We start from the raw sequence: 11,463 nt of genomic DNA on the forward strand, positions 1-11,463 counted from the left end.
GCTCCGTTCACAGGTCCTTGGCGACCTTGTGGATGAGTTCCTGGGATTTTTCGACGCTCAAGGAAGCCGCTTCGAGGCGCTCCAGGAGGAGGCGGTACTGGCAGAGTTGCGCTTCAGCGTCGATGAACACCGGCCCGTGCGACTGGTCGAGCTGTGCGGTGTCGAGTGCGGGTACCGGACCGTGTACGTAGTACAGGGACTGCCCCGAGCCCGGATAGTAGGTGGCTTCGAAAGGGATCACGCGGATGGACGCGTGAGGAAGCTCGCTCACCTTGAGCAGGTGGTGCAACTGGCTGCGGGCGACCTCCTTGCCGCCGAACCTCATGCGGAGTGCGGCCTCGTGAATGACTGCCCGGTAGGGCGAGGGATTCGAGCGGTGGAGTACGGCCTGGCGCTTGATGCGGTACGAGACCCGGTGCTCGATCTCCGGCGGGGACAACGCCGGAACGGCTTGGCGGTAGATCTCCCGGGCGTGGTCGACGGTCTGGAGCAGGCCGGGAATGTGGATGCTGTGTGCCGCGTGCAGGCTGGTGCCGTGGTGTTCGATCTCGGCCAGGTCGAGCAGCTTGGGCGGCAGGATCTCGCGATATTCCTCCCACCAGCCGCGCTTGCGGTCAGTCGTCATGGAAACGAGGGCCTCGACCAGAGCTTGGTCTGTGCAGGAGTACGTGTGGGCCGCGACCCGGACGCGATCGGCGCTCACCCCGAAGCGCGCTACTTCTATGTTGCTGAGCTGCCCTGAACTCGTACCCAGGAGGTCGGCCGCCTGCGTGGTGGTCATGCCGGCCCGCTCCCGCAATTTGCGTAGTTCGGCGCCGAGCCGTGTGCGGCGTGCGGTGGGGGCGGCCCTGCCTGCCATATCGAACTCCCCTTGCAATACGTCCCGTTGATTGGTCACTCACACGAGTGGTTCAGTGCAAGGATTCCGGTCTATGGGTGCAAGGAATCTTTGCGGCGACCTAATCTCGGTCTCAGGCCACCCGCCCGGAAGCACCCCGCTCGACGGAGCGACCTCGTCACCGGGCACCCCAGGACACCTCATCGACGCCTTCCGTCCCTCGTGATCGGAGAACTCCATGCCCACGGCCACCGTAGCGCCGCCCTGGACGTACACCCTCCAACTCCCGCAGGATCCCCGGGCCCCCGGGGTCGCCCGGGCCACCCTCCGTCACGTGCTCCGCGTGCACGGCATGTCAGAACTCACCGAAACCGCCGAACTGTTGGCGAGCGAACTCGTCACCAACGCCTACCGGCACTCCTCGGGGCCGTACTCCCTCCGCATCCGCGACGCCGGCCGCAGCCGGATCCGCCTCGGCGTCTGGGACACCGAACCCCACATCCCTGCCCCCTTCCAGTGGAGCGCGCAGGCTCCGCAGGAACTCGCCGAGCGCGGGCGGGGCCTCTATCTCGTCACGCTCTACGCGGAGAGCTGGGGCGCCTACCCCATGCGCGGCGGGATCCCCGGGCAGGGAGGGAAGATGCTCTGGGTGGAATGCGTCGGCAAGCCGGACGGGCAGTAGGCCGATCTTCCGTGACGCGCCGACTCCGCAGCTGAGCCAGAACTCGCCCATCAACACAACGATGGCCCAGCCCGGTTGGGATGGGTTTACCTTCTTCGGCATGGATCATCAGGGACAGTTTCGTCGGGCAGCACTTGAATCGGGCATCCCGGACGACGAGATCAGCAGATTCAGCCAGCACCTTCGTCTGTCGATCGGCTTGTCCGTGGGCGGTGATTCTCCGGTCGGGCAGCTCGGCGGGTTGCCTCGGCTGCCGGTGGGCATGAAGTGGCCGACCGCCGGGGACATTCCGCTGCCGTTGCTCCTTGCCGTCGACTGCGGGGCGCTGCCGAGAGTCGAGGGCTTCGACCTCCCGGCGGACGGGACGCTGCTCTTCTTCGTGAACCAGGAGATGGATCACGAGGACGGTTCGGGGAAGTACGCGCGCGTCGTGTACGTACCGGACGGCACCGAAACCGCGGTCGCGGAAGCCCCCGGCTCCCTCTGTGTCCGCGAGCGGCTCGACGTCGGCGTCGAGCTCGCAGCCGAACTGCCCCTGTGGCTCCAGGAGGGTGACGAGGACTGGCACGAGTTCTGGGAGGATCTCGATTGGGAGGACATGTCGCCCTTCCAGCAGCAGCTGTTCCGGTACATGGAGCGTGAACTGCCGAACCTGGGCGAACTCCGGGATCTGGCCCACGGCCTCTGGCCGTCCGGCGGCTACGTCTCCATCGGCGGGTATGCCGATGACGAGGTGATCAACAGCATTGCGGAGCAGGTCCTCGCGGGACGCGAGTTGGCAGGCGAGATGCCGGCCATCCCGACGGCGAAGTGGTATTCCCACCTGGAGGAGGAGAAGCACCGGCAGACGGGTGAATGGATATCGCTCGCGGGTGAAGGCCGGGTCTACGAGGAGTACTGCACGTCCTTTGTGATCCGCCACGACGACTTGGCCGCCGCTCGGGTGGACAAGGCGCTGGCCGTGACCAGTTTCGTGGTCGTGTGACCGGGTTCGCCGCCCCTCTCCCTCCCGGGAGGGGCGGCGACGGTTGTTGCGGGCCTCAAGCGGGCAGTTTCGTGTCGATGACGAAGCTGATCTCGACGAGCTGTCCGGGCAGGGCCAGTTCGGTGATGCCCAGGACCGTGCTGGCCGGGCGGTGGTCACCGAAGTACCGCAGATTGCCGTCCATCGTCGCCGCGGCGTTCTGGCGCAGGTTCACCAAGTACAGGGTCTGCGAGACGATCTGCCTCCGGGTCGCACCGTAGTGGTCCAGGATCCTGTCCATGTTGGCGTAGGTCTGCTTGAGCTGGGCGGTGAAGTCGCCCGGGTGGAGGAACTCGCCCGCCTCGTCGAAGGCGAGCTGTCCGGATACGTGGACCAGCTCGCCGGACCTGATCGCCTGTGAGTATCCGAAGTCGCTCTCGGCCGGCACGTCATAGCTGAAGACATCAATGGTGGCCATGGTGGTCGCCCTCTCGGTCCGCTCTCTTGTGGTTACTCGGGAACTGTAAGAGAGTGATGGCTGACCTGGAAGAACGCACTTTTCGGTGACTGAGGAACCTCATGGTGACCAAGCAACTGCTCAAGGGCCTGCCCGAGGACGCCGACCTGCGGCGGGCGGACTCCCTGGCGCGGGAGATCTTCTCGGACGTGGCCAACAAATGGGCGCTCCTGATCATCGAAGCGCTCGGCGAGCGCACCCTGCGCTTCAGCGAGCTGCGGAACGAGGTCGAGGGTGTCAGCCACAAGATGCTCACCCAGAACCTGCGCATGCTCGAGCGCAACGGCCTGGTCGACCGGAAGGTGTACCCCACCGTGCCGCCGCGAGTCGAGTACACCCTCACCGAGCCGGGCCGGGGCCTGCTGGCCGCGGTCGACGCCATATGCGGCTGGACCCACCAGCACCTCGGTCACATCGAGAGCGCGCGCGGCCGTTTCGACGCCTGACCGGTGCGGGGCGGCGCCGTCCCGTCCGGCCGGTCGCCGTCATCTCATTCGCTTCACTCTCGACTTCTCCCCCGAGGGGCGATTGGGGATCTCATGACCACTTCATGCGCGCAACCCCCGAGAGTGGGGGGCGAAGCAGGCAAAGGTGCCGCACGATGAGCCGTGCCTCCGAGGAGTCGAACCGCCGCATGCTCAGGGCTCGGGACGCCATGGACCGGGCGTACGCCCAGCCGCTCGACGTGCCGGCCCTTGCCCGGCTCGCCCATGTGTCCGAGGCGCACTTCTCGCGCACGTTCCGGGACACGTTCGGCGAGACGCCGCACCGCTACCTCCAGCGGCGCCGGGTCGAGCGGGCGATGTTCCTGCTGCGGGAGACCGGCCGGAGCGTGACGGACATCTGCTACGAGGTCGGCTTCGGCAGTACGGGGACGTTCAGCCGGACGTTCCGGGAGATCGTCGGCCGGTCGCCGAGGGCGTACCGGAAGGAAGCGGTGGTCACCGGCGTTCCTACGTGCTTCACGATGGCGTGGACGCGGCCGAGTCTCTGACCGGGGCCGGGGCCGGGGCCGGGAGGGGGGTGTTCTTCGGTCGATTGACAAAGCGGAGCAGCGTTCCGGATACTAAATGGAGCGACGTTCCGCTTTTTGTTGTCCGAGCTGACACGGGACGTCCCTGACCACCATGCCCGCCGCCGGTCGAAGGAGACCCGCGAGCGGCAGGTGCCATCGAGAAGGAGCCCTCGCCGTGAGCACATCCGCATCCACAACCACCAGCAGCGGTAGCACTTTCGAAGCCCTGGGTGCGCCCGCCCCGGTCCTGTCCTTCAGCCCCGTGACCCTCTCCGTACCCGGCCGTCCCGTGGATCTCCAGGTGCGCGTCTCCGCCCCCGCGACCGGAACCGCCCTCCCGGTCCTCCTCCTCTCCCACGGCCACGGCCCCTCGAACAACCTCTCCTCGCTCAACGGCTACGCGCCGGTCGCCGACTTCTGGGCCGCCCACGGGTTCGTCGTCGTCCAGCCCACCCACCTCACCTCCAGGACGCTGAGCCACCTGGTGGCCGACGCCCCCGGGGCGCCCGACTTCTGGCGCTCCCGCGCCGAGGACATGACGCACATCCTCGACCGGCTCGACGTGATCGAGGACGCCGTGCCGCAACTCGCCGGGCGGATCGACCACAGCAGCATCGCTCTCGCCGGCCACTCGCTCGGCGGCTTCACCGCAGCCCTCCTGCTGGGTGCGGGGCTCACCGACCCTGAAACCGGGGACGTGGTGCACCTCGTCGAGCCCCGGATCAAGGCCGGCGTCCTGCTTGCCGCGCCCGGCAGAGGTGGCGAGGTCTTCAACGGGCCCATGGCCGCGCAGTGGCCGGTCATCGGTGGCGTCGACTTCTCCACCATGACCACGCCCGCTCTGGTCGTCGCGGGGGACAAGGACGACTCCCGGCACTTCACGGACATGGGGCCGGAGTGGCACGCCGACCCCTACACCCTCGCCCCCGGGCCCAAGGACCTGCTCACCCTGTTCGACGCGGAGCACGGGCTCGGCGGGATCGCGGGATACGACGCCGCCGAGACCACCGACGAGAGCCCCGCACGCGTGGCCGCCCTTGCTGGGCTCACCGCGGCCTACCTCCGGACGCGGCTCCACCCCGGCGATCCGGCGTGGCGGACCACGTCCGAGGCGCTGACGACCGGCCCCGACGCGGTGGGACGGGTCGTGTCCAAGTAGCCCGCTGCCTCCCGCCGCCGAGGGCCGTGCCGATTGAGCAGTTTCGGATAAGTTTTCGCGGCGTCGTCGTCGTAGCGTGAACGGCATGTTCAACGCAATCACGCACTCGCAGATGTACGTCCTCGACCAGGACGAGGCCCTCGACTTCTACGTCGGCAAGCTCGGGCTGGAAGTGGCCGCCGATGTCGACCTGGGATTCATGCGGTGGCTGGCCGTCAGCGTCCCCGGCCATCCGGAACGGCAGATCCTCCTGGAGAAGCCGGGCGCTCCGGCGATGTCCGAGGAGACGGCGGCGCAGGTCCGCGACCTGGTGACGAAGGGGGCGATGGGCGGCTGGGTCATCTTCACCACGGACGACTGCCACAAGACGTACGAGACGCTGCGCGCCCAGGGCGTCGAGTTCATCGAGAAGCCCACCGAGCGTCCCTACGGTACGGACTGCGGTCTCCGTGACCCGTTCGGCAACCGCATCCGCTTCACGCAGCCGAAGCAGGTCGGCTGAGTCGTCGGCCGAACCTGCGGAACGGCGAAGCCTCCTGACAGGCCGTGGCGGCCCGTCAGGAGGCTTCGCGAGGGGTGGGGCGGGGGCTGTGGTGGGTCAGGACTTCGAGTCGGCCTGCTTCATGGAGCTCACCGCTTCGGCGATCGTCCCGCTGTACAGGCCCAGCTTCGGGTCGAGGACCTTCACGTCGGGGCCGAGCGGGAAGTTGAGCTGCTCCGCGTTGGGCATGTGGTCGCCGTCGGCCAGCACGTTCAGCTCGTTGATCCAGGTCAGGGCACCGTCCGCGCCGCTCGGGTTGAGGTCGATCACCGCGATGGCGGCGGTCTTCGGCTTGACCGGGTAGGCGGGGGCGCCGCCCAGGCCGCCCGGGACCAGCGGGACGACGTCACCGCTGTGGTCCTGGGCGCTCGCGCTGCCCAGGCCGACCCGCGGGAAGTAGCTCAGACCGCAGGCGTTCGCACCGGTGTTGTTGACCTCGATCACCTGCTGGGTGGCCGAGCCCTCACGGGCGTACACGCGCACCGACAGGTCCTCGCTCTTGCACGGGTGCTTGTAGGCGTAACCGTCGCTGGTGTCGCCGCCGGTGGTCGTGCCGGTCTTGGCGGCGCCGCTCTTGGAGGTGCCTGTGCCGGAGGCGACCGTCTTCGCGGAGCCGTCGGTCTTCGCGGAGTCCGTGTCGGTGGCCTCGTCGGAGCCGGACTGCTGCGAGGCGCCCGCCGAGGCGGCGCTCTTCGCGGCGTTGTCCGCCGGGCCGGCCGACTTGGTGCCGCCGCCGTCCCCACCGCAGGCGGTGAGGGCCAGGGCGAGCACGGCGGTGACGGCTGCGCCGACGGTGGCGGTGCGCTTGCGGGAGTGGATCGTACGCATGTGAGTTCCCCGAGTGTGTGGCGGTCGAGTGCGGAGTTGCTGCCGAGGCCCGGAACTTGCGGCGAACCGCTCCCCCTCCTGACCTGCTGACATATGAAGCTTCCCGCCCGCCGCTCATGTTCTGCTAACGCCTCCCTGACGTCCTGCTGACGTCCCCCGGAACGGCGGCACCCACCCCGTACGGCCCCGGTCGCGACGCCCTGCTCGGTACGCTCATCCGCAGCCCCGGTGGTGTGGCCCACGTCACGCGTGACTTCCGCGGTGTGATCACCGTTAGATGTGATGTGCCCAAGCCTGCCTTTTCGGACGAGACCGCCGCTGTGCCGCCTCCGCCTCCAGCGCCCCAGCCGTTTCTGCTGACGCCACGACAGGGGGAAGCGGCGCGTGAGCTCCTCTCGTACGTGAGCCGACTGCCGCTGACCACCGTCGATGCGCAACTCCTCGCCGTCGTGGTGGCCATCCGGGCCGCGCGGGCCGGGATCGGGAACCTCACCGGCACGGACCTGCGGTCGCTGCGGCTGGACCATCCCGAACAGGCGGTGGGCGAACTGGCCGCCGCCGGCTGGCAGGTGCCCGCCTCGCTGCTCGACGGGGATCCGGACAGGCCGGCCGCGATCGTCGTGCCGGAGATGGCGCCGGGTCCGGAGCACGTGCTGCCCCTGGGCAAGGGCACACGGTCGAAGGTCTCGGGATGGGCCATGCGTACGCGCATGGCCAAGCCGGTCAAGAAGACCTCACCGGCCGCGCGGCTCGCCGCGCTGTTCCTGGCCGCGTACTGCACCGACGAACTCCTCGGCGAGGCACCCGACGAGCTGCCCGTCGCCTGCTACCCGGCCGTGCCCGTCCTCATCGAGAAGGGGTTCCTGGCCGAGATCTCCGGGCGGACCTACCGGCTCGGCCCGGCTGTCCGGCACCTCGCCGGCATGTTCCGTACCCCGGAGGAGGTCGCGCGGCTCGCGGCCGAGGAGGCGGCGCGCAGGGCGGCGCGGGAGGCGGCGGCCGCCGCCGAACTGGAGGAGGTCACCCCGGCCCGGTGGGCGGAGTGGAAGTCCGGGACCAGTCCGGCGCTGCTGCGCCACGTGGAGGCCGTGGAGCAGTGCACGCTCTGCCGTCTGACCTTCGGGCGCGTCGCGAAGGCGTTCATGTCCGCGCCCTCGCCCGTCCCGGCGCCCCGGCCTGCCGCGAGCGACTACGCCACGTGGCGGGAGGCGCATCCCGAGTGCGGCCGGGAGGCGGCCGAGTTCACCGTGGCCTTCCGCACGGAGCACGGGCACGGGCCTTCGTACGGGCAGCTGTGCAAGGGGCTGGGCTGGAAGAAGCTCTCGCGCTCGCTGCGCGGCCTCGTCGTGAGCGGGATCGTCTCCGACGGCTGGCTGACCGAGACCTCTCCGGTGCCGTGGACCCTGCGCCCCGGGAAGGCCGCCCAGGCACAGGGGATCGTGCTGCCGGGGCAGTCGGCGGCGGCGCGGAGCAGCCGCTGACGCGTCGGGCGGCGGCCCGCCCGGCCTTCTGCGCGGCCCGCCCGGCGCTTCTGCGCGTCCCGTCCGACTGTCCTCCGCGTCCCGCTCAGCCCTCCGTCGCGTTCCGTCTAGTCCTCCTCCGCGTTCCCGCGCGCGTTGCTTCGCGCGGACAGGACCAGCGTCGCGGCGATGAGGAGCGCGGTGATGATGCCGGTGACGAGGACCGGGGACGGCGCGAACGTGGCGGCCAGGACGGCGAGGACCGCGACGGGGTGGAGCACGTCGGCCGCGCGGCGCAGGCCGCCGGGGCGGTGGTGCAGCAGCCAGACCAGGGTCACGAAGACGGCGACCGGGATGGTGTAGACCGCCGCCGCGGCCCGGTCGGAGAGGTGGCCGTGGCCGGTCGTGTGCGCCACGTTGACCGCGAGACCGGCGCCGACCGCCGCCGCGGAAGCGAAGACCAGGTAGTGGCCGTACCCCCACAGAAGTGCGGTGCGCAGGGTGGTGAGCCGGTCGTGCACGCGTGCACTCCGCGCGAAGTACAGCCACCACAGGGCGAAGACGGTGAGAATGCCGCCGACGACCAGGGCGGCGAGGTCGCCCAGTGCCGTGTGGGAGTCGAGTGCGGCGTGTACGGCTCCGGTGGCGGCGGTGATGGACTCGCCCAGCACGATCAGGGTGAACAGGCCGTACCGCTCGGCGATGTGGTGCGGGTGCCAGGTGGTGGTGGCCGAGCGTTCCGCCCAGGCGGGTACGGCGATCTCGGCCAGGACCAGGATGCCGAAGGTGACGAGGCCGGTGTCCTCGGGCAGCGCCAGACGTACGACCCAGCCGACCTGCACGACGAAGATCCCCACGGCGTAGCGCAGGCAGGTGGAACGCCGCTCACGGTCGGACCGGGCGGCCCGCAGCCACTGGGTGACCATGGCGAGCCGCATGATCACGTAGCCCCAGGTGATGACCGTGAAGTCCTCGTGCTGCAGAGCCTGTGACGCCCCGGCGGCGAGGACGAGGGCGCCGGTGATCTGGACGAGGGTGAGCAGCCGGTAGGGCACGTCGTCGGTGTCGTAGGCGGAGGCGAACCAGGTGAAGTTCATCCAGGCCCACCAGATCGCGAAGAACACCATCGCGTAGCCGAGGACACCGTGGCCGATGTGTCCCTCCGCGAGTTCGTGCTCGAACGCGGTCGCCGCCTGGGCCACGGCCGTGACGAAGCAGAGGTCGAAGAACAGCTCCAGCATGGTCGCGGTGCGGTGCTGTTCGTCGGACAGGCGGGCGACCATGGGCCGGTGCCAGGAGGCGGGGGAGAGCGGGGAGGGTTGCGAATGGCTCATGGGGGCGCATTCTTCCTGTGTTCGGGGCGGGCGGGGGCGTGGCGGGGGCGTCGTGGCCGGGGCGTCGGCGGTGACGAAATCCGCTGGCGCGGCTGTCGGGGTCCTGCCAGACTCCGCCGCATGACGTACGGAATCGAGAACCACCCCACCCGTTGAGCGCCCCGGAAGAGTGCGGAGCGCTCACTTCCCGGTCCTCGCTGTACCTGTGCGCGGTGTCCGTCGCGCTGGCCGAGCCCGAAGGGCTGTGGTCCCTGGAGTACGTGACACCGCCCGATCGCACCAAACCGGGAAGGCGGCCCCGCCGTGGCTGGCAACAGACCCGGGCCGAACTGACCGACGTGCTGATCCCGTTGCTGGTGGATCCGGACGCCGCCTCGGCCGCGGAGACACTGCAACGGCGGTTGGCCGCAATGGATCCGGCCGTCCGGCACCGAAGCATCCACCTGATCGTGCGCGGGCTGTCGCTGGAGAACGAGGCACGGGCGCGTGCGCTCGCTCGGTGCCTGGTCCGTACGGGACGCAGCGCCGAGTCGGTCTGCGTCGGGCTCGCCCTGCTGACCCGGCTCGGTGAGCCGGAGGACGTGCCGTGTCTTGAGACGTTGGGGCTGCTGCGGGACCTCGTGCACCCTGTCATCCGCGCACTCGACTCCATCGACCGGCGGGCCGCGGCCCGGATCCACCTGAGGAACGAGGCGGCGAAGCCCGAACTGAGGAGGTTGCTCGGTGCGCTCGGCGCGGGGGATGACGCCGCTGTGCGGGAGCGGTTGGTCGCACTGCCGCGGACGATCGGGCCGGAGGACGCCCGGCGGGCGGCGGAGGCCTCAGAGCTGGTGCGGTTGCTGGAGCTCGACGAGGCGGTCGCAGGATCCTCGGGGCGAGCCGGCACGCCGCATGTGCGGACCTCGGAACTGGTCGCTCAGGCCGCCTGGTTGCTGTTCCAGATGACCTGTGTGCGTGACTCGACTCCCGAAATCCTCGCCTACCGGGAAGCCGTTCGGGCGTACGAGTCGCTGGCGCGGGGCGCCGCCCGTCACCTGACGCCCACCCTCGACCACTACGCCCTGCTGCTGTCAGCGGCCCAGGAGCTCGCCGGCGGGGCCGGCGCGCTGCACGACTGGGGCGGGTCGGGGCGTCGGGAGGCCGCGGTGGCGGAGCTGGTTGCCGTCCTGGACCGGCCCGAATGGCGGACGGTCGTGGACCGTGACGGGCAGGGGCGGCCCGGCGGTGTGCGGCGGCGTGCCGAGTGGGCGCGGCGGGTCCGGCGGCAGTTGGCGCATCGGCCGGCCGCAACGGCGGAGGGGCTGCGAATCGAGGTCGCCGAACGTGATCCCCTCGAACCGGGCCCCGTCGAGGCCCGCATCGTGGTCGACGGCCGCCCCCTGGTGCCTGCGGTGTTCGGGCGGGGGCCCGTCCACGGCCCGGAGTGGCTGCTGGACAGCGGCCGGCTGCGGGCGACGGAGGAGCCGCGGGAGGTGGAGCTCGCGGAGGCGTACTGCTCCGAGGGCTGTTGCGGTGCGCTGTACGTCACGATCCGGCGGGACGGCGGTGAGGTGGTGTGGTCCGACTGGCGGTGCCCGCCCCCGCCGCTGTCCGCGCTGCACGTGCGGGAGATCCCGGAACTCCGCTTCGACGCGGCCGCGTACGACGCGGAGATCCGTCGTGCCGAGAACGACCACACGTGGACCTGGCCGGCCCGCAAGGCCGCCCGGCTGATCGTTGCCGGCCTGCGTGACCGGCCGGAGCTGCTGACCCGCTGGGGCATGGAACTGAGCTGGGCCGGCACGGCGTTCAGCGACCTGGACCAGATCGTGCTGAGCCTGCGGTATGCGGGGGAGGACGGCTCGCCGACGTACCGCATGTGGTGCATCCAGGAGGACGGAACCCCGCCCGAGGACCGTGCGGCCGACGCGTTGCGCCGGCTGGCGTCGGAGGACCCGAGGACGTACGGGGCGTAGCGGGTGGGCCAGCCGCGCTGCCGGTCTGCCGCCGGGGCGTGGCTGGTCCGTGGCTGGTCCGTGGCGGGGACGTGGCTGGTCCACCGTTCGGGTGATCTCCGTCCGGAGGCGATGCGCTGGGAGGCCCGGGAGCGGGGGGAGAAGGCCGCTTCCGGGATTCCGCACGCCTG

12 protein-coding genes are annotated in these 11,463 nt (G+C 70.2%); 8 read left to right on the forward strand and 4 right to left on the reverse strand.

What is annotated here, in order from left to right; translation table 11 throughout:
• Window positions 1-7 precede the first annotated feature (7 nt).
• Window positions 8-859: a Scr1 family TA system antitoxin-like transcriptional regulator gene (locus OG446_RS20075; protein ID WP_328898352.1), complete on the reverse strand. Its 852-nt coding sequence runs from the start codon at window positions 857-859 to the stop codon at window positions 8-10.
• A 217-nt stretch (window positions 860-1,076) separates the two neighbouring features.
• Between OG446_RS20075 and OG446_RS20080 the strand changes: the two genes are divergently transcribed.
• Complete coding sequence (locus tag OG446_RS20080) at window positions 1,077-1,520, forward strand: ATP-binding protein (RefSeq protein WP_328895338.1); 444 nt, start codon at window positions 1,077-1,079, stop codon at window positions 1,518-1,520.
• A gap of 61 nt (window positions 1,521-1,581) precedes the next feature.
• Window positions 1,582-2,505 (forward strand): DUF1963 domain-containing protein, encoded by a 924-nt coding sequence (locus OG446_RS20085; RefSeq protein ID WP_328895339.1) that lies wholly within the window; start codon window positions 1,582-1,584, stop codon window positions 2,503-2,505.
• A 55-nt stretch (window positions 2,506-2,560) separates the two neighbouring features.
• Here the strand turns inward: OG446_RS20085 and OG446_RS20090 are convergent, their stop codons facing one another.
• Entirely contained in the window at window positions 2,561-2,962 is a 402-nt protein-coding gene (locus tag OG446_RS20090; RefSeq protein ID WP_328895340.1) for a RidA family protein, read from the reverse strand.
• Window positions 2,963-3,063: 101 nt separating this feature from the next.
• Between OG446_RS20090 and OG446_RS20095 the strand changes: the two genes are divergently transcribed.
• From OG446_RS20095 to OG446_RS20110, 4 genes are all read left to right on the forward strand, one after another.
• Window positions 3,064-3,447, forward strand: coding sequence for a winged helix-turn-helix transcriptional regulator (locus OG446_RS20095; RefSeq protein ID WP_328895341.1), 384 nt, complete (start codon window positions 3,064-3,066; stop codon window positions 3,445-3,447).
• A 155-nt stretch (window positions 3,448-3,602) separates the two neighbouring features.
• On the forward strand, window positions 3,603-3,995 hold the full coding sequence (locus OG446_RS20100) for an AraC family transcriptional regulator (protein ID WP_328895342.1): 393 nt from the start codon (window positions 3,603-3,605) through the stop codon (window positions 3,993-3,995).
• A gap of 196 nt (window positions 3,996-4,191) precedes the next feature.
• Window positions 4,192-5,175, forward strand: a complete 984-nt coding sequence (locus OG446_RS20105; RefSeq protein WP_328895343.1) for an alpha/beta hydrolase family protein — start codon at window positions 4,192-4,194, stop codon at window positions 5,173-5,175.
• Window positions 5,176-5,260: 85 nt separating this feature from the next.
• Complete coding sequence (locus OG446_RS20110; protein ID WP_328895344.1) at window positions 5,261-5,677, forward strand: VOC family protein; 417 nt, start codon at window positions 5,261-5,263, stop codon at window positions 5,675-5,677.
• A gap of 96 nt (window positions 5,678-5,773) precedes the next feature.
• Here OG446_RS20110 and OG446_RS20115 read toward each other — a convergent pair whose 3' ends face one another.
• On the reverse strand, window positions 5,774-6,544 hold the full coding sequence (locus tag OG446_RS20115; protein ID WP_328895345.1) for a DUF4232 domain-containing protein: 771 nt from the start codon (window positions 6,542-6,544) through the stop codon (window positions 5,774-5,776).
• A 284-nt stretch (window positions 6,545-6,828) separates the two neighbouring features.
• On the opposite strand from OG446_RS20115, the gene OG446_RS20120 reads away from it, so the two are divergent.
• Window positions 6,829-8,025, forward strand: coding sequence for a hypothetical protein (locus OG446_RS20120; RefSeq protein WP_328895346.1), 1,197 nt, complete (start codon window positions 6,829-6,831; stop codon window positions 8,023-8,025).
• A gap of 107 nt (window positions 8,026-8,132) precedes the next feature.
• On the opposite strand, the gene OG446_RS20125 is transcribed toward OG446_RS20120, so the two are convergent.
• Window positions 8,133-9,338: a low temperature requirement protein A gene (locus OG446_RS20125; RefSeq protein WP_328895347.1), complete on the reverse strand. Its 1,206-nt coding sequence runs from the start codon at window positions 9,336-9,338 to the stop codon at window positions 8,133-8,135.
• A gap of 152 nt (window positions 9,339-9,490) precedes the next feature.
• Between OG446_RS20125 and OG446_RS20130 the strand changes: the two genes are divergently transcribed.
• Window positions 9,491-11,293 (forward strand): hypothetical protein, encoded by a 1,803-nt coding sequence (locus tag OG446_RS20130; protein ID WP_328895348.1) that lies wholly within the window; start codon window positions 9,491-9,493, stop codon window positions 11,291-11,293.
• Window positions 11,294-11,463 lie beyond the last annotated feature (170 nt).

Source organism: Streptomyces sp. NBC_00236, assembly GCF_036195045.1.
Taxonomy (GTDB): domain Bacteria; phylum Actinomycetota; class Actinomycetes; order Streptomycetales; family Streptomycetaceae; genus Streptomyces.